13 protein-coding genes are annotated in these 18545 nt (G+C 67.1%); 6 read left to right on the forward strand and 7 right to left on the reverse strand.

Features of this window, described 5'->3' with window-relative positions:
- Positions 1-37: 37 nt before the first annotated feature.
- Positions 38-793: a PP2C family protein-serine/threonine phosphatase gene (locus ESD82_RS19515; RefSeq protein ID WP_028710312.1), complete on the reverse strand. Its 756-nt coding sequence runs from the start codon at positions 791-793 to the stop codon at positions 38-40.
- Positions 794-910: 117 nt separating this feature from the next.
- Between ESD82_RS19515 and ESD82_RS19520 the strand changes: the two genes are divergently transcribed.
- From ESD82_RS19520 to ESD82_RS19535, 4 genes are all read left to right on the forward strand, one after another.
- A complete protein-coding gene (locus tag ESD82_RS19520) occupies positions 911-1492 on the forward strand; it encodes an OmpA family protein (protein WP_036747420.1) in 582 nt (193 codons plus the stop codon).
- A gap of 124 nt (positions 1493-1616) precedes the next feature.
- Positions 1617-3386: a ShlB/FhaC/HecB family hemolysin secretion/activation protein gene (locus ESD82_RS19525; RefSeq protein WP_147427567.1), complete on the forward strand. Its 1770-nt coding sequence runs from the start codon at positions 1617-1619 to the stop codon at positions 3384-3386.
- A 31-nt stretch (positions 3387-3417) separates the two neighbouring features.
- Entirely contained in the window at positions 3418-8349 is a 4932-nt protein-coding gene (locus ESD82_RS19530; protein WP_167521789.1) for a two-partner secretion domain-containing protein, read from the forward strand.
- On the forward strand, positions 8318-10279 hold the full coding sequence (locus ESD82_RS19535; protein WP_147427565.1) for a caspase family protein: 1962 nt from the start codon (positions 8318-8320) through the stop codon (positions 10277-10279). The genes ESD82_RS19530 and ESD82_RS19535 overlap by 32 nt, the downstream gene beginning before the upstream one ends.
- 596 nt (positions 10280-10875) lie before the next feature.
- Here ESD82_RS19535 and ESD82_RS19540 read toward each other — a convergent pair.
- From ESD82_RS19540 to ESD82_RS19555, 4 genes are all read right to left on the reverse strand, one after another.
- Positions 10876-11259, reverse strand: coding sequence for an HVO_A0114 family putative DNA-binding protein (locus tag ESD82_RS19540; protein WP_028710950.1), 384 nt, complete (start codon positions 11257-11259; stop codon positions 10876-10878).
- Between the two features lie 113 nt (positions 11260-11372).
- Positions 11373-11651, reverse strand: a complete 279-nt coding sequence (locus tag ESD82_RS19545) for a helix-turn-helix domain-containing protein (RefSeq protein ID WP_036765876.1) — start codon at positions 11649-11651, stop codon at positions 11373-11375.
- A complete protein-coding gene (locus ESD82_RS19550) occupies positions 11648-11977 on the reverse strand; it encodes a type II toxin-antitoxin system RelE/ParE family toxin (RefSeq protein WP_028710952.1) in 330 nt (109 codons plus the stop codon). The genes ESD82_RS19545 and ESD82_RS19550 overlap by 4 nt, the downstream gene beginning before the upstream one ends.
- A gap of 96 nt (positions 11978-12073) precedes the next feature.
- Positions 12074-13426, reverse strand: coding sequence for a hypothetical protein (locus ESD82_RS19555; protein WP_028710953.1), 1353 nt, complete (start codon positions 13424-13426; stop codon positions 12074-12076).
- Positions 13427-13811: 385 nt separating this feature from the next.
- On the opposite strand from ESD82_RS19555, the gene ESD82_RS19560 reads away from it, so the two are divergent.
- Positions 13812-14075 carry an antitoxin gene (locus tag ESD82_RS19560; protein WP_028710954.1) on the forward strand — a complete coding sequence of 88 codons (264 nt, stop codon included), beginning with the start codon at positions 13812-13814 and terminating at the stop codon, positions 14073-14075.
- On the forward strand, positions 14072-14473 hold the full coding sequence (locus tag ESD82_RS19565) for a type II toxin-antitoxin system VapC family toxin (protein ID WP_197029493.1): 402 nt from the start codon (positions 14072-14074) through the stop codon (positions 14471-14473). Before ESD82_RS19560 ends, ESD82_RS19565 begins: the two co-directional genes overlap by 4 nt.
- 89 nt (positions 14474-14562) lie before the next feature.
- Here the strand turns inward: ESD82_RS19565 and ESD82_RS19570 are convergent, their stop codons facing one another.
- Both ESD82_RS19570 and ESD82_RS19575 read right to left on the reverse strand, forming a co-directional pair.
- Entirely contained in the window at positions 14563-17001 is a 2439-nt protein-coding gene (locus ESD82_RS19570) for a TOTE conflict system archaeo-eukaryotic primase domain-containing protein (protein ID WP_147427564.1), read from the reverse strand.
- A gap of 38 nt (positions 17002-17039) precedes the next feature.
- Complete coding sequence (locus ESD82_RS19575) at positions 17040-18545, reverse strand: TniQ family protein (RefSeq protein ID WP_114669424.1); 1506 nt, start codon at positions 18543-18545, stop codon at positions 17040-17042.

The raw sequence follows: 18545 nt of genomic DNA on the forward strand, positions 1-18545 counted from the left end.
GGGCGGGGCAGTCGGCGGGGCGGGGCGGCGGCCCATCTCAGCCCGGCCCGATGTCGACAACGATGACCGAGACATTGTCCGGCGCCCCCGCGGCCAGCACCTGCTGGAGCAGCCGGGCACAGGCGGCATCGGCTGGCGTGCCGGCGGCCAGCGCCGTGCCGGGCCGGGTCTCGCGCAGCGCCTCGGCCAGCGCGGCATCGGCCAGCACATGCGTCAGCCCGTCCGAGCACAGCAGCAGCCGATCCCCCGCCACCAGGTCCAGCGCCGCCAGTTCCGGCGCCGCCCCCGCCCCGACGGCGCGGGTGACGATATTGGCCTGGGGGTGGTCGCGCGCCGCCTCGGGCGCCAGCCGGCCGGCATCGACCAGTTCCTGCACCAGCGAATGATCGCGGGTCAGCCGCGCCAGCCGGTCCTCGCGCAGCAGATAGGCGCGCGCATCGCCGGCCCAGGCCAGCGTCAGCCGCCCGCGCCGGATCACCGCGGCGACGGCGGTGGCGCCGATCACCGCGCCCTCGCTGCGGCCCCGCGCCGCGATCAGCGCATCGGCCGCGGCAAAGCGCGCGGCCAGCGCCGCGGCGGGATCCTCGCCGTCGGCCAGGGTCTCCAGCGCGTCGATCACCCGGTCCGCGGCATAGCCGCCCAGCCGGTGCCCGCCCATGCCGTCGGCCACCGCCCAGACCCGGCCCGAGGGATCGACCAGGATCGCGTCCTCGTTCTGGTCGCGCACCGTGCCGCGATGGGTCAGCCCGGCGCCCCGGACCGACAGGCCGCGCCGGGTGGTGGGACCGTTCACCGGGTGATCCTTTGCGGGCAAGGCATCCTCATCCCGAACAATCGCGCAAGAATTGAAAACATCCTTAGTTTAGCGTAAAATATTCTTTCAGGGATGCAGTTTTTTAAGGTGATTCCCGTGCTGCGGACTGGTCTAGCCATATTGTCCGGTATTTGCCTTCTGGCCGGTTCCGCCCAGGGGCAGGACCTGACCGAGGAGCAGATCCTGCAACGCTTCGAGGCCCAGCGCGAAATGTATCGCGCCACCGTCCAGGGCCAGAAGACGCGCGGTCTGGACATGATTGCCGTCACCCCCAGCGGCGAGCCGGCCCAGGCGGACGCCGCGGCAGGCGAGGGCACCGTGGTCTTCGGCGAGTTCGCGCCCGAGCTTCAGGTCAATATCGCCATCCGCTTCGCCTTCGATTCGGCCAGCATCGCGCCCGACCAGCGCCCGGCCCTGGACAAGATGTGCTCGGCCATGCGGCAATCGGACGTGGCGCTGTTCCGCATCGTCGGCCATACCGACGCCAAGGGCTCGGACAGCTATAACGAAACCCTTTCCAAGCTGCGCGCGGAGGAAGTGCGCCGCTGGCTGGTCCAAGATTGCGGCATCGCCGCCTCGCGGTTGGAGGCGCTTGGCATGGGCAAGCGCTTCCTGGCCAATCCCGCCGATCCGGCCGCGGCCGAAAACCGCCGGGTCGAGTTCCAGGCACTGAGTTGACGCGACGGACCGCCGCGGCAGCGGCGGCATGCCGATGAACACGGGACTTTCGACGGGGCTTTCGACGGGCTGACGAAACAAGGGCGCCATCCAGGTCGCCGCATCGTTCGGGGGAGGCAGGAAAGTGACATTTGCAAGACGCGGCATCCGCCCGCCACGCCCGACCGCTCGTCCGACTGCGCTGATTGCGGCGCTTGCCGTGCTGGCGCTGCCGGCGGGGCCGGCGCGGACCCAGCCCCGGCCTCCAACCGCCAGCCAGATCACCCAGGACAGCTATCAGCCACCGATGCAGCGGCTGTCCGGTTCGGTGGTGTTCAGCGGCTCGCCGGGCCTGGCCGCGCCCGAGGGCGCGGACCGGCTGTCGATCCAGCTGGCCGATGTCCGGGTCGAGGGCGCCCTGCCGGGCAGCGAGGCCCGGATCGCCGCGCTGCGCCAGCGCGTGGTCGGCAAGCGGATCGCGGTCTCCGAGATCTTCGCCGCCGCCTCGGACCTTGAGGCAGGCTATGTGCGCGACGGCTATGTGCTGGCGCGCGTGGTGATCCCGGCGCAGACGCTGGAGGATGGCGGCGCGCTGCGCCTGACCGTGGTCAGCGGCTTTGTCGAGAAGATCGACACCAGCGCCGCGCCCCCCGGCCTGCGCGCCCGGCTGGACGCCATGACCGCGCCGCTGGTCGACCGCCCCACGCTGCGGCTGCCCGACATCGAGCGGCGACTGCTGCTGGCCGGCGACATGTTCGGCGTCGCACTGGGATCGGCGCTGTCCACCGGCGCCCGGCCCGGCGGCACGGTCATCATCCTGAATCCGCAATTCCGCTCGGTCACGGGCTTCGTCGGGCTGGACAACAGCTTCTCGCGCGAGCTGGGGCGGTGGAACCTCAGCGCCGGGGTCGAGCTGAACAACCAGCTCGGCCGGGGCGAGGTGTTCTACCTGCGCGCCTCGGGCCATCCCAAGCTGGGCGATGACGGATATTTCGGCGATCGGCCGCAATTGCGCACCCTGGCCGGCGGCGCGGTGTTTCCGCTGGGCAATGACGGGCTGACCTTCGGACTCGAGGCGGCCAGTTCCAAGGCGGGACCGGACACGGGCGGCGTGGCCACGGCCTCGGATTTCGACCGGCTGTCCTTCAGGCTGTTTTATCCGGTGGTGCGTTCGGTCAAGCGCAACATCTCGGTCACGGCGGCGCTGGATCTGCAACGCGACCGGCAGGATCTGGAAACCGGCGCGGGCGCCATCGGGCTTTACAAGGACCGCACCCGCGTCCTGCGCCTGACCGGCGAGGGCAACTGGCAGCTTTCCGACCAAAGCGCGCTGCGCATGGCCGCCGTGCTGTCGGTGGGGCTGGACGCCCTGGGCGCGCGCAGCGCCGCCGAGGCGATGCCGGCCATGCCGCTGTCGCGCGGCGGCGCGGATGCGGATTTCCGCAAGCTGGAGCTGTCCTTCCGCTATGACCGCGACTTCCGCCAGGACTGGAGCCTGGCGCTGTCAGGGCAGGCGCAGACCGGCTTCGGCGACCCGCTGCTGTCCAGCGAGCAATTCGGCATCGCCTCGACCGAGGGGCTGTCGGCCTTTGACCTGGGCAGCCTGTCGGGCGATTCCGGCTGGTTCCTGCGCGGCGAGGTGGCGCGGCATTTCCCGGCGCAGGGCTTCGGGCACCCGCTGGTGGTCAGCCCCTATGTTTTCGCCGCGGTGGGCGCGGTCCACCTGGAAAACCCCACGGCCATCGAGGCTGCGCGCATCGAGGCCAGTTCGTTCGGCATCGGCGTCGATCTGCGGCTGATCCGCGATCCCAGCTATTCCTCGGCGCTTATCAGGTTGGAATACGGCAAAGGGAACAGGGACGATGGCCAGGAAGATCCCTCGCGTTTCACGATCGTCAGCTCGTACCGGTTCTAATCCCGGCCGCCGGCTCTGGGCGGCGCTGCTGATGTGCAGCGCATTGGTGCCCGGGCCGCTGGCGGCCCAGACCCTGCCCAGCGGGCCGAACGTGGTCGGCGGCAGCGCCAGCGTCAGCACGCCGAACCCCGGCGCCATGCGCGTGGACCAGCTGAGCGACCGCGCCATCATCGACTGGACCAGCTTCAGCATCGGCGCCGGCGGTTCCGTCCGGGTGCATCAGCCGGGGCGTGACGCGGCGCTGCTGAACCGCGTGACCGGCGACAGCCCGACCCGCATCGACGGCTTTCTGGGCGCGAACGGCCAGGTCTTCGTCGTCAACCGCAACGGCATCCTGGTCGGGCGCGAGGGGCGCATCGCCACGGCGGGCTTCGTCGGCTCGACGCTGGACATCTCGAACGAGGATTTCACCGCCGGCCGGCTGCGCTTTTCCGGCGACCGGCCCGGCCGCGTGGAAAATCGCGGGCGCATCGACATCATCCCCGGCGGCTATGCCGCGCTCTTGGGCGGGCGGGTCGCCAACAGCGGCACGATCCGCGTGCCGCTGGGCACGGTCGGGCTGGGCGCCGGGCGGCGGGCGGTGCTGAACCTTTCGGGCGACAATTTCCTGTCCGTGGCCCTGCCGCCCGCCGAGGATGGCGAGGCCATGGCGCTGGTCGAGCAGCACGGCCGGATCTCGGCCGATGGCGGCGTGATCGAGATCGAGGCGGCGACGGCCCGCCATGCCGCGCGCCACGCGATCAACCTGTCCGGCGTGACCGAGGCGCGCACCGTCTCGGGGCGCTCGGGCCGGGTGGTGCTGGGCGGCGGCGACGGCGGCCGGGTGCGCGTGGCGGGCCGGGTCGATGCCAGCGGCGGCCGGCGCGCCGCGGCACCCATCACCGCCGAACGGCCCGCGGCGCGGCCCGAGCGCGGCGGCAGCATCACCGTCACCGGCGCCGAGATCGCGCTGGAGGGCGCGGTGCTGGATGCCAGCGGCACCGGCGGCGGCGGGCTGATCCGGGTCGGCGGCGATTATCGCGGCACCGGCGACCTGCCGCGGGCGCGGCGCACCACGCTGGACGCCGGGACGCGACTGCTGGCCGACGGGATCGGCCATGCCGACGGCGGGCGGATCATCGTCTGGTCCGACGACCACACCCGCTTTGCTGGCGGCGTGTCGGTGCGCGGCGGCGCCGAGGGCGGCGACGGCGGCTTTGCCGAGATCTCCAGCCGCGGCGAACTGGCGATCCGCAGTTCCGGCGTGCGGGTCTCGGCCCCCAGGGGGCGGCCGGGCACCGCGCTGTTCGACCCGCAGAACCTGCGCATCGTCGACGAAGAAACATATGACCCCGACGACCCCACGCATGTGCTGGTGACGGACATCTACGGCATGTTGCTGGATGCGGGACATTACATCCTCTCGACCGAGGGCGAGGGCGACGATGCCGGCGACCTGGTGGTCGATACGCCGATGACCCTGACCTTCGCCGCCGGCGCGGCCAGCCACCTGGACCTGCGCGCCGACAACGACCTGCTGGTCAATGCCGCGATGAGCTGGAGCGGGCCGGGCCAGCTGTCGCTGACCGCCGGCGCCGGCCTCACGACCCTTGGCGGGCTGAGCTGGAGCGGCGCCACGGCGCTGAACCTGACCGCGGGCGAAAGCATCGCGCTGGCCGCGCCGGTACAGGGGCCGGCCGGTATGCTGAACCTGCAGGCGCCGCTGGTCACGGCCGGCGCCGGCGTCTCGGTGGACAGCTTCCGCCTGAACGGCGCCTCGCAATGGCGGCAGGTCGCCGCCACGCTGCCGGGCTTTGCGGCGCGCGATTTCGCGCTTTCCGACACCGCGGGCTTCTTGCGCGCCACGGGCGGCGCCGGCACCGCCGCCAGCCGCTATGTCATCACCGATGTCTATGGGCTTCAGGGCATCGGCTCGGCCGGCTTTGCCGGCGCGCATTACGCCCTGGGGGCCGACATCGGCGCGGCGGGCACGGCCGGCTGGAACCTGGGTGCGGGCTTCCGGCCCATCGGCAGCCGCGGCACGCCCTTCTCGGGCAGCCTGGACGGCGCCACGGCGGCGGGCGGGCGCCACGCGATCAGCGGGCTTGCGCAGGTGGTCAGCTCGGGTCCGGGCGGGCTGTTCGGCACCATCGCCGGCGCCACGATCCGGAACCTGCGCCTGCTGGACATCGACCTGGACGCGCAGCAAGGCTTCGCCGCCGTCGCCGGCGGGCTGGTCGGCGAGACGCAGGCGGGCGAGGCACCCAACGTGATCGAGAACGTGCTGGTCACCGGCCGGATCGCGGCCGAGATGGGCGAGGATTCGGTCAGCAGCGCCAGCTTTGGCGGCCTGGCCGGGCTGTTCGGCGACGGCCGCATCACGGATGCGGAATCCCGCGTCGCCCTGGCGCTTTCGGGCCAGGCGGACGGCTGGGGCGACGTGGTCATGGCCGGCGGCCTTGTCGGGCAATCGCTGGGCGGGATGACCGTCACCGGCAGCCGCTATGCCGGCAGCATCGAATCCGGCTTCGACGGGTCCGAGGACAACAGCGAAGGCTTCGCCCCCGCCTCGCGGCTGGGCGGGCTGGTCGGGCTGACCCAGGAGGGCGACAGCATCGCGGATTCCACCGCCGCCGCCGAGATCACCCAGACCGGCAGCGGCAACTGGATCATCGGCGGGCTGGTGGGCGAGAATGCCGCGGACCTGTCCGGGGTCTCGGCAACCGGCACCCTCACCCTGACGCAGGAAGGGGCAGAGACCATCCGGCTGCTTTCCCTGGGCGGACTGGCGGGCACCAGCAGCGGCGCGGTCTCGGATGCCTGGAGCGACGTTGCCATGGATCTCGACACCGCGGGCTATGTCCGGGCCGGCGGGCTGGTCGGGGTGAACCAGGGCACCATCGGCGCCGCCTATGCCCTGGGCGGGCTGGGCCTTGCCCTGTCCGGCCTGCCCGAGGGCGACAGCATCGCCGAGATCGGCGGCCTGGCCGGCGTGAACGAGGGCGAGATCGCCGATGCCTTTGCCGACAATGCAATCAACATCTCGGGCAATGCGCTGGCGGCGGCGGGCGGGCTGGTCGGCTGGAACCTGGGCACGATCACCCGCGCCCGCGCCTCGGGCAGCCTGCTGGTCGCGCTGGACGGCACCGAGGCGCTGGACGGCCCCCGCTCGGCCCTGGGCGGGCTGGCGGGCTGGAACGACGGCAGCATCGCCGATGCCTATGCGCTGGCGCCCGTGACCTATTCCGGCAACCTGCCGGCGACCATCGGCGGGCTGGTCGGCTCGAACGCCGGCAGCGTCGCGCGAAGCCATGCGGCAGGCCGGATCAGTTCCACCGCCGCGCCGGGCCTGCTGCGCCTCGGCGGGCTGGTCGGGGCCAATGACGAAGGCGAGGGCACCGGCAGCACCACCGCCTCGTTCTGGGACCGCGAGGCCAGCGGGCAGCAGCAATCCGCCGGCGGCACCGGCCTGACCACGGCCCAGTTGCAGGACACGGCGGGCTTCATGGCCCGCGCGGCGGGCTGGAGCTTCACGACCACCTGGGCGCCGGGCGGTGACGGCGCCTATCCGCAGCTTTACAGCATCGACCCGGTGCTTTGGGCCGAACCCGCGCCGCTGTCCGCGACCTATGGCGACGCACTGCCCACGCCCGGCGGCACGGTGCATGGGCTGGGCCGCTACCTGTTCGGCGACCAGCCCGCGGTCGCAGGGATCTTCAGCCTGCCGGCGGGGGTGCGCAATGCCGGAACCTATCCCGTCCAGACGGCGGGCAGCGTCACCTCGGCCGACGGGACCGGCTATCGCATCGTCGCCTCGGCGGCGAGCCTGACCATCAACCGCGCGCTGCTGACCGTCTCGGCCAACGACCTGAGCAAGACCTATGGCGAGGAGCGGCGGCTATCGGTCGGGGACGCCACCGCGACGGGCCTGCGCTACGACGACCGGCTGGCCGCGCTGGACCTGGCCAGCGAGGGCGAGGCGGCCGGGGCCTGGGTCGCCGGCTCACCCTATGTCATCACCGCAGGCGGCGCCCGGATCGACGGCGCGGATGGCGATGCGACCGGCAATTACATCATCACCTATGCCGAGGGCGCGCTGGAGGTCTTTCGGCGCGCCATCACCATCGGCGCGCGCGACGCCGCGGCCCGCTTCGGCACTGCGCCGGTGCTGGACTGGGCGCTGATCGCGGGCAGCCTGGCCCAGGGCGACGCGATCACCGACGTCCTGCTGGCCAGCGACGCCACCGTGACCAGCCCGCCGGGCGCTTACGGCATCACCGCCTCGGACGCGCGGATGCTGGCGGGGGCCGAGGCGAACTATGCCATCACCTATGCCCCCGGCACCTTGCAGATCGTCAGCCCCGGCACGGCCAGGGGGCTGCCGGTCCCGCAGAACACCCTGCCGGGGACGGAACTGCCGAACCCGACGGACGGTCCGGTGCCCTTCCCGATCGCGGCGGCCGGTGCGGCCTCGGTGCTGCCGGACGGGTTGCCGCCGCTCACCTCCGGCCCGCAGGACGACGGGCTGACCCGGTTGGCCGCGCTGTCGGACGAGGTGTCGCAGATGATCGACGCCTGCAGCCAGCACGAGGGCCAGGCCGAGGACATGCTGGCCTGCCTGTCGCGGGCGCTGGACCGCTATTCCAGCGCGCTGGACGAGCTTTCGGCGGAACTGCCGCCCTCGATGCAGACGGTCTCGGCCATCCTGCGCCAGGCCAGCGCGGAAATCGGCGCGGCGCGCAGCCGGGCGATGGACCGCCTCGCCACGGCCGGCAGCGAGGCCGAGCGCCGCGCCATCCGCCGCGACGCCCTGCGCGAGGCCAGCCAGGCCATCGCCGGCGCCCGCGCCGAGATCGTCAAGCAGATCGAGTTGCTGCGGGTCGAAGACCCCGAACTGGCCCGCGCCCATGCCCGGCAGGAGGGGCTGATCCTTGCCACGGTCGAGAAAGCCGATGCCGTCCTGGTGCGCGCGGTCGGGCTTTAGGCCCGCCTCCATCCTGGCGGCCGTTCTGGCGGCGCTGATCGCGGCGCTGCTCATGGCCGCGCAGGCCGCGGCGGCGCCCAAGGTGGCGCTGGTCATCGGCAATGCCGCCTATGCCGGCGTGCCGGCGCTGGACAACCCCGCCAACGATGCCGAGGACATGACCGCGGCGCTGCGCGACCTGGGCTTCCAGGTGATCCTGGGCGTGGACAGCGACCAGGCGCAGATGCGGGCGCTGGTCGGCCAGTTCGGCGCGGCGGCGCAGACCGCCGAGGTGGCGCTGTTCTATTACGCCGGCCATGCCTTTCAGGTCGCGGACCGGAACTATCTGCTGCCGCGGGATTTCCGGCTGGATCGGCTGGACCAGGCGACCGAGCGCACCGTGGCGCTGGACGAGGTGCTGGGGGCGATGGCCAAGGCGCCGGGGGTCAAGATCGTCCTGCTGGACGCCTGCGGCGACAATCCGCTGCGGCTTCCCGGCGCCGGCAGCGGCCTGGCCCGCATAGGCAGCCCCGCCGATTTCCTGATCGCCTATGCCACCCAGCCCGGCGCGGTGGCCTTTGACGGCGCCGGCCGCAACGGCACCTTCACCGAGGCGCTGCTGAGCCATATCCACACCCCCGCCCAGGACATCGGCGAGATGATGATCGCGGTGCGCAAGGACGTGATGGCGCGCACCGGCGGGCAGCAGATCCCCTGGGACGCCTCGGCGCTGACCCGGCGGTTCCGCTTTGCCGACGGCCCGCCCACCGCCTCGCCCGAGACGCTGTTCTACCAGGTCTCGGTCCGCGCCGCCGATCCGGCGCTGCTGCGGCTTTACCTGCAACGCTATCCCAACGGCAGCCATGTCGGCGAGGTGCTGGCGCTGCTGGCGCAGGATCCGGGCCGGGCGGGCCAGGCGCGGCGCAGCATGGGCCCCGAGGCCGAGGGCACGGCGGGCGAGCAGCTTTGGGATCTGGCGCGGCGCAGCCGGCTGAGGCCGCTGCTGGAAAGCTATGCCCGCAGCTATCCCGACGGGCCACATATCGGCGAGGCCCGGCGCATGCTGGCCGAACTCTCCGCCCAGGCCGATCCCGGCCCGGCCCGGCGCTGCGAATTGCTGGCGACCCATCCGCGCGACGGGACCGAGACCACGCCCGGCGTCTCCTACGAGCTGCTGGCGCAGAACGCCGTCGCGGCGATGCGGGCCTGCGACGAGGCCAGCCGCCTTCACCCCCGGCAGGCGAAATATGTCGCGCTGCTGGCGCGGGCGACGGCGGCCGCCGGCCTGCGCGCCGAGGCGGTGGCGCTTTACGAAGCCGCGGCCGGGCGCGGCGACCTGCGCGCCATGGTCAGCCTGGCGCTGCTGAAGGAAACCGGCGACGGCGTGGCCCCCGATCCGGCCGGCGCGCTGGCGCTTTACGAAAGGGCGGCCGCGGCCGGCAGCGCCGATGCGGCGATCAACCTGGCGGTGACGCTTCTGGACGGGGGAAGCGCCCAGGACCAGCAACGCGGCATCGCGCTGATGCAGCAGGCCTCGCAGGCCGGATCACCGATCGCCACCTTCAACCTGGGCGTGCTGGCGCAAGAGGGCCGCTTCGGCGATCCCGGCGACGCCCGGACGCTGTTCGAGCGCGCCGCACGCGAGGGCGAGCCGCGCGGCCACCGTGCCGCGGCCGTGCTGCTGGACGAGGGGCGCGGCATTCCCCGCGACCCCTCGCGCGCGGCGGTGCAACTGCTGCTGGGCGTCGCCTCGGACGATGGCAGCCTGCTGCGCGAGCTGGCCGAGCAGGGCGGGAACTGGAACCCAGAGACGCTGGGCGCGCTGCAGCGCCGCCTGGCGCGGGCCGGGCTCTACCAGGGTCCGGCGGATGGCGCGCCCGGCCCGGCCCTGAGCCAGGCGCTGGAATCGTGGCGCAACGGCGGCTTCACCGCCGCGGCGCTGTCGGGCTGAGCGGCGCGGAAAGATCGCCCCTCCGGTCGATGCGCCCGGATATCGGCACGAGGCCCCCGCCGCCATTGCGACGGATCGGGCGGTCCGGGTTTGCGGGCCGGATTTTCGGGGTCTTTCCATGGGGCAGACTCTAGTCGCAACTGGAGGAAAAAGCCCGGGGCAGGTCAAGCCGCCTTTACCTAAAATACCGATATCATGCGCTTCGCAGCCCCGTTGCTGCGAGCGGGTCGCTCGCGATACAAGCAGAGCGCTGATCTGCCGGCATGGCAGGAAGTCATATGTGGTGCTGTGGCCAACCGACGAGCGAGTCGGAAAGGGCGCCCTGTGACACAAAAGGCAAATCTTCCTGAAACGCCACAAGTCTTTGAAATTTCAGAGAGTCTTGCTCTGTTCTCCATCCGAATCCTGAACGAATCCAGTGGCTTTGGCTAGCGCGTTTTTCGTTAACTGCCTTTTATTTCACTTCGCACGCGGGTTATCGTGTTGGGGCTGGCAAAGTTCGGAGGTTCACAATTGCTTCGAGGTTGGTTCGCGATCTTGCAGGCCTTGAGGTGATCGGCCGCGCCGTAGTGTATGAAGCGCTCTCCCGATATTGCTTATTGCTCATGCCGTTGCATGTTCCCATCCGATAAATCCACCCAGAAATCGAGGTGGATGCCGCGATAGGGAAATTCGGCGCCTTTTTCAGTATGGTCGATAACCCCCGCATCTGCGAGCGTGATCACGTCCTGATGCACGGCTGGCGCATCGCGCCCGACCCGGCGCGCAAGCTCGTCAATGGACATGACCCCTTGCCCGGCGAGCGCCATGATAACCCTAAGACGAGAAGGTGTGAGAACCCGATGCAGATCCTCGTAGCTGCGAAGATACAGCGCGGGGACCGCTTCGCGGACCTTGGCTGCAACGGCCAGTTCGCCTGCTTCGGTGAAGCCTGCGCGAAAATTGGCCCCCGTGTCCAGATGGATGTTCAGAGTGCTCATTGTGTTCCTGCCAGCATTATCGGGTGCCCCTGGAAATGCTGGTCGGCATTCATCCGATCATGCGGGAGGCAGGTGATTTCCGGTTGGCTTCCAACTACTCGACGCATTCAGGGTCAACCCGCCAAGGCACGCTGCACCGCACCGGGCTCTTTCTCGATCACCCGCAGCAGCGTGGCAGCAGGACCAGAGACGCGACGCTGACCTTGTTCCCATTTTCGATACCCCGAAAGGCTCATCCCCATCAATGGGGCCATTTGCGCCTGTGTCAGCTTCGCCCGCATCCTGACCTCGCGCGGGTCGACCGGCTCGTGCAGGATTGCGGGGCCTTCTCCCTTGGCATGGGCCAGTGCCTCGCCCATGGCCTGGATTAGATCTTCGCCAAACGTGCTCATTTCCTTTCCTTCCATGCAGCCTTCAGCGCCGTGGCCAGCGCGGCCACCGTGCGCTTTTCATCCGGGGTCATGTCGCTTCTCGCGTTCTTGGCATAGGCCAGCAGCGCGTAAAGCGGCATGGTTTCATCCAGATAGTAGTAGATCACCCGAGCACCGCCCCGTTTGCCTCGACCTGAGGCCGCGAACCGGAGCTTGCGCACCCCACCCGTGCCAGGGATCTCATCACCGGCCATGGGGTTTTCGGCCAGAAACTCGATCAGTTCCCGCTTCTCGTCTTCATTGAACAGCTTTTCGGTCTGTCGGGTGAAGATAGGGGTTTCCGCCACTGTCTGCGTGCTTGCATGTAGCCCATCGGGTTACTTATTGCAAGAGGTGCTGTGTAATTTGAGATAAGACCAACGTGATCGTTTCTGCCAAGCAAGTCATTGCCGCTCGGACATCAGGCCAAGCGCGTCCCACATCCAGCTGAAATCATAGTTTGCCATCGGCGTGCCCGGCTGACGCGCGCTGCCGTTTTCCAGATGCTTCAGCCAATCGACCACCTTCTTTCTGCCCGCAGCACTGCGCACGGCCTGTCGCGGTGTCTTGTCGCCCAGCACGGGAACCGGTTGGTCAAGGATTGCGTGATAATGGTTGTCCAGAAACTCCGCCAGCACCTCCCGCGCCAGTTCCGGGGGCAGGTCTTCGCCATCACTCTGTCGGCCGTCGCCTTGCGATTGCTGGTCACGCATCACCTGCTGCGCGGTCTGGATCGCTGTCAGTGGAGGACGAAGCAGCTTGCCGGCCACCGCCTGGATCATGGCCTTGCCGCGTTCTGCACGCTCTCGCGAATTTACGTTCAGGAGCAGAGCTTTGCCCTTCAGCGTGATCGTCCCCAGCACCGTACCACCGTCGACAAAGCTGCCGATCACCAGTCCGCCGCTCTTGCCTGGTTTGCGACGCGTCGTCGCCGCCAACCAGTCCCAGGTCTTTGCCCCGCAGGACTCCAGCTCTGGCATGCGGTCCAGCATGTCGGCGATCTGTGCCTGCTGCACGCCCTTGGTAAAGGGGAAACGCAGCTCGCAGAACAGCAGATCATCGCCATCGGTGTTGGTCAGGTCCGGCATCTGTGGATCGAGAAGACCGGGTAATTGGCTGAAGAGCCAGGCATTGGAAAACAGCGGTGCGCAGCCCTGCAGCTTCTCGGGCACCAGCTTCGGATCCTGCCCGCGCTTCAATTTCAACACCTGCCGGAGCCCGTCGAAGAGCAGTTCCGAGGCGGCAGCAGGGTAGATCAGCAATCCGCCGGAGATCACATGATGATCGCCAACTGGCACCACGCGGGCGGCAATGCGGTCCCAGATGTTCAGAGACTGCGTGGCGCTGTGTTCGGTGACGGTCACTGGTGCCGTCCCGGCGATAAGGTCACGCAATTTCATGCTCTGACCCGGGATCACCTCGGATACCTCGTAGAGGCTGGCCCAGGCATCACGCAACCCGAGCATGTATTCCCGAGCTGCGGCGCCTTCGCGACCTTTTCCTCGTGCGAGATAGGCATCAACCACCGAGAGCCCATGTTTGCCATAGCGACGGGAAATGAAATCCTCGAACGCACAGCCCCAAAGCGTCCAGGGCAGTTGCTCGCCGAGAAGTTCCGCCAAGTCTTCGAAGTCGATCTCGAATTCTTCGAGCGCAGGCAGAAGGTGCTCATCCACCACCTTGGCTAAGCGCGGGCGCCAGGTGGCATCGGTTTCGGCGAAGCGGATCAGGCCGCTGAGATCGTGGGAATCCTTCAAGCGCACCTCCTGTTTCGTTGCCGCGTGATAGGAAACCAAGGCAGGGTGGACAAGGGCACAGCCGCTCGGGCTCAGCGGTTCAAGGTGGCGAAATCAACACGATCCGCGAGAACGGCCGAGGCTGGCGGGAAGATTGCCCCGCGGCCAGGGCTCGGAACGAGACCCATGACGCCGGCCACGACGCAAAATGGGCGTGCAGGTCGATCATTGACGGATCCCGCCAGGAGAGTTCAACCTTGCCCCCATGGGTCTCAGTTTCATTTCAGCTCAGGCCTTCTCTCCACAAAATGGGTTGTAGGGACGGGGCTGGCAGCGATGCAGGTTGAAAATCTCCGCAGCATGATGTATATGTTCATGCATATACATATGCACAGGAGGGGCGATCATGCCGCGACCGCAGCCACATTCAGAGCCTCGTGAAGCCAAGCTCTTCCGTAACAACAAGAGCCAGGCCGTCCGCATTCCCGCAGACTTCGAGATGCCGGGGGATCGGGTGAACATCTATCGTGATGGGAACCGACTTATCATCGAGCCGGTGCGCCGCAAGAACCTGCTTGAAGTGCTGGCCGGACTAGACCCGCTCGGACCAGAGGATCAGTTTCCTGACGTTGACGAGACGCTTCTCCCGGCCAGGGAAATCGACCTTTGACCCTCTACATGCTCGACACCAATATCGTCTCCGATCTGCTGCGACATCCTGACGGCAGCGCGGCAAAGCGCATTGCCGAGGTCGGCCCGGATGCGATCTGCGTCAGCATCATCACAGCCGCAGAGCTGAGATATGGGTGCGCCAGGAAAGGGTCTGCGAAACTCCTGGCGCATGTCGAAGCGATACTGGAAAGCGTGCAGATTCTGGCGCTCGATGTGCCTGCTGACGCGGAATATGGCAGCATTCGTGCCGAGCTTGAGGCCGCTGGCAAGCCCATTGGTCCGAACGATCTGCTGATCGCAGCTCATGCCTGCGCCGCAGGCGCAATCCTCGTGACTGACAATACGGGCGAGTTTTCCCGCGTTCGCGGCCTGCGGGTTGAAAACTGGATCAGGTAGCCGATGAACGAAGACTGTCGTGAGCGCAGCGTCGGAATGGGCGAGGTTTCATTGAACATTGCTACTCTCCACGCCACTTCTGACAGATACTATTCCATGGCATATCCGAGCGCACGGTAGCCTTTTCGCCGCTTGGCGGCCATCCTCGCGAGAACCGGGACAGCGCTGTCGACATAGTCGACCACCAGGACATCTCTCTTCTCGCCGTGCTGCCGATGTAGCCTGCCGACATACTGCGCCAGCGTACCTTTCCACGCGATTGGCATCGTCAGAAACAGGGTATCAAGACGCTTGTCATCGAAACCTTCGCCGATGTAACGCCCCGTGGCGAGAATCAAACGCTCGTCCTCATCGGCAACATTCAACGCGGAATACGCGGCCTTCCGGTCCTTTGCGGACATGCCGCCACGAAGGACAACGATATTCTTGGCAAACCGGGCGAACCGTCGCTGAAGGTAATCGAGGTGATCCTTCCGCTCGGTCAGTACGATCGGCGACCGCTTGGCCTCCAGCGATTTCAGCACATCGTCAAAGATCAGATCATTTCGGGCCTCGTCTTCCGCCAAAGCGGCATAGATCGCGGGAATTGACGGGCGCTCGGCCAACGCGAGAGCCTCTGGCAATCGAAATCTTGTATGACGCTCACGGGCCCGATGGTGAATGCCGCTTTCGGCAGCCTGTAATTTGGCACTCACCTGATGGCGCACCGGACCACATTGCATGAAGATGATCGGGTGATGCCCGTCTTTTCGGGCGACGGTTGCCGACAATCCGGTGACGTAGCGCGCCTTCGATCTGCGGGCGACAAGCTCGAAGCTTGCAGCGGACAGGTGATGGCACTCATCGACGACAAGATGGCCATATTTGCCAACGATATCGTCAACTTCACCCTTGCGAACCAGGCTCTGGATCAGCGCCACGTCGATCACACCGGTAGGTTTGCGCTTTCCGGCACCGATGGTGCCGATCTGCTTCGGGTCGATCTGTAGAAAGGACCCAAGGCGCTCGACCCACTGGCTGAGGAGTTCACGGCGATGGACCAGAACCAATGTATTGCGAGCGCGATGCGCGATCAGCGCCGAGGCCACGACGGTCTTTCCGAATGCGGTCGTGGCGGCGAGCACGCCTGTATCGTGCTTGACCAATGCATCAAACGCGCGCGATTGCTGCTGGCGAAGTTCGCCACGGAAGCGAACCGTCTCTGGCAAACAAGTTCCATCTTCGCGCAAATCGTCCAGATCGGCTGTCGCTCCGTGATCGGAAAGGAGCCCGATCACTTCATCGAGGCAGCCGCGCGGCAGGGCGACGTGTCGGGGGTGCAGTTCGGCACAGGATACAATTCGCGGCTTACCAAATGTCGGTAGCCGCATTGCTTGTGCGCGATAGAATTCCGGGTTCTGGAACGCCGCCAATCGCACCAACTGAGCGATCATAGCGGTCGGCAGATCCGACCGGTCGATATAGATCTGATCGGCGATCGTCACCTTGATGGTCTGCGGAAGGGCCACACCGAGGCGTCGTCGCGTGCTGCGGCGCGACGGGGGCATCTTCCAAGGCTCGTCCGCCTGCTCGTCATCCACCGGCATTCGCACACCCAGCACCCGCCCGGAGAGCTCTGCCGCTTCGACGTGCTCGGTCACCGCCGCCAGGGACATTCTCGGCAAGGACGACAAATGGGCCCACTGATCCCCATATGGCCGCATGTCTGAGTCGACAAAGACGCTGTTGCCCGCCTTGCGCGCCCCGCTCTGGAGCGGCAGCGCGATCAGGTTGCCAAAGCCGCCAAGTGGCTTGGTATCCTGGTTTGGAAACAGTCGATCATAGGATGCGAAGCCGATTTCCGGCCGTCTTTCCATCGTTTCGGTGATCAGGACCGATCCGAGTTGACGTGCCAGACGAGCAGGTATCGGTTCGGAGAAGAATATCCAGATATGACCGCCATTCCCTGACCTCGATCGTTCCAACGCTGCGGGGATTCCCTTTGCCCGGCAGGTTTCGAGCAACGCAATGGCATCTTCCGCCCATGATGCCTTGTCAAAATCCGCCGCCAGGAACCAGCATGTATCCGCTGGCAGGAGCGGATAGACACCGGCGACAAAATCTCCGTTTCGGGCACCATCGCCGCGCAGGTGTTTTTCGATGATCGCATCATCGGGTGGGATGAAGCTCTGGTGGGGGCAATCACTGCATTTCACCGCCGGCTTTCCGCATACCCCTCTCACCCACTCATTGAAGCAGGCGGGTGAGTAGCCGGATCGACCAGTTTTTCTGTTCTCCCATCGTAAAGGGAATACATCGCTGCGCCCCGCAAAAAGAGACCGAAACAGATCGATCTTCTCCTGCGAGGATGAGCTATTCACCACAGCGGCACCCTCAAGCGTCACCTGTTCCGTCCGAGTTTGCTCAACAGCATCCAGTTGCCGCTCGAGCGCTTCCAACTCGCCCTGCAACGCAATTCGCTCGGCCTCAAGGCGGGACAATCGGTCCCGAACGCGCGAGATTTCCGCCGTTATGCTGCCGGCATTCATCAAGCAAACCCCTCGCGCGACATATCCTGCCCACCATGTCATCGCAGACAGGATGGATCGCTGTGGCCGGATGGGCAACTATCCACATGGGCTTTTGCCCGCTCAACCAGTGCCGCCATGCAAGAATGACTGACAGTAACCCCGGTCAGTCCCCGCTTCCGCCGGTCACGATACAGCGCACCCCCAACGGCCCGAGCCGCGATCAGCAGCCGCGAAACTCTGACCCTGTTCGCACGAGCGACGGTCTGGATGGGGGTGCGAATTGCCTGTCCACCTGATGGCGGCTTGCCTGCGCTGCACCAGTCATCGAGAAAGGATTCGAGCGTCGCTGCCGAAAACCCGACCATCCTGTCGTTGAAGCGGTAATCGGGGACCAGCAGCCCGTCGCCGATCAGCCCCCGCACGACATCCACGCTGACGCCAAGATGGCGCGCGGCATCCTGGGCGTTGAGCACGTCCTTCAGCTTTGGTGCGAGATCGGCAATCAGGTCGGGATCAACCTCGGAACTGGCCCCGATCCCGACCCTGAGGCCGTATTGGGCCTTCAGCACCTGCACGGTGATCTTCAGCCCGATTCCGTGACGGTTGCAGAGCGAACGCAGGGTCTTGGGCTCGACCCCGCGTGTGCGGATGCCGAACACCTTTTCCTGACCTGTGAAGCGGAAGGTTTCCCCAACATATGCTGCCAGCACCGCACAGATGGGCCTGTAAGCGGGTTGATCCTTTCGGAAATAGAATTCGTTGAACGCGCGGCCAAAGGCGTTGTGGTAATCGTTGCCCCGCCGGCCATGACCGATATGCGTGCGCAGGAAATCCTTGATCGCCGCCGGTCCTTCGATCAGCACCTCGGCCCCGAGATGCCCATGCTCGCGACGCTCATCGGCAGATATGCCTTTCCAGTCGCCTTGGGGGCCACGCATGGCCATAGCCCCGAAGACTTCGGCGGTGTGGATCGCGACATCGAGTTGCACATCATCGATCCAGCGCCTGGAGTGCACACCGTCCAGCCTCTCAGTGATATAGCGCTCCAGCGTGGTCGGTCGACCTGGTTGCCAGGGCGCCGCCCGAGCTGCGACCAGCTTTGGAATCAAAGGCGACAGGTCCTGCTGCATCCGTGCCGCCTTGCGGGGCAGGACCGTCATGAGACGGAGACCGTGCTCGGCACAGACATGGTTCGCGTCGATCAGCCAATCCGTCCGGCCCAGGCAGGCAGATCGAAGATCGCCATCGGCCAATCCCCCCAGACAGGCCGGGCAGAACCGATAACGATCCGGGGCGCACTGAACCTTGTTGCTTGGATCGGCGCCGAGTTGCAGACGCCGCGGATTGCTGGCGTCCAGGGCGCCACGAACAAGCGCCTGCGGATCACAGCCCGTATATCTGGCAAGGTTCTCGACGCTGTGCCTGTCGCCCATCAGCAGGGCTCGAAGGTCCAGATCGAAGAGGTGGACCAATGCCGCCAGGGATGACAGGCCTGACAGCCGGGCAATGCGGTATCCGTAGGAGGCGATGGTCTCGCGGGCATGCGGGGCGGGAAAGATCAT

This window comes from Paracoccus pantotrophus, from assembly GCF_008824185.1.
Taxonomy (GTDB): domain Bacteria; phylum Pseudomonadota; class Alphaproteobacteria; order Rhodobacterales; family Rhodobacteraceae; genus Paracoccus; species Paracoccus pantotrophus.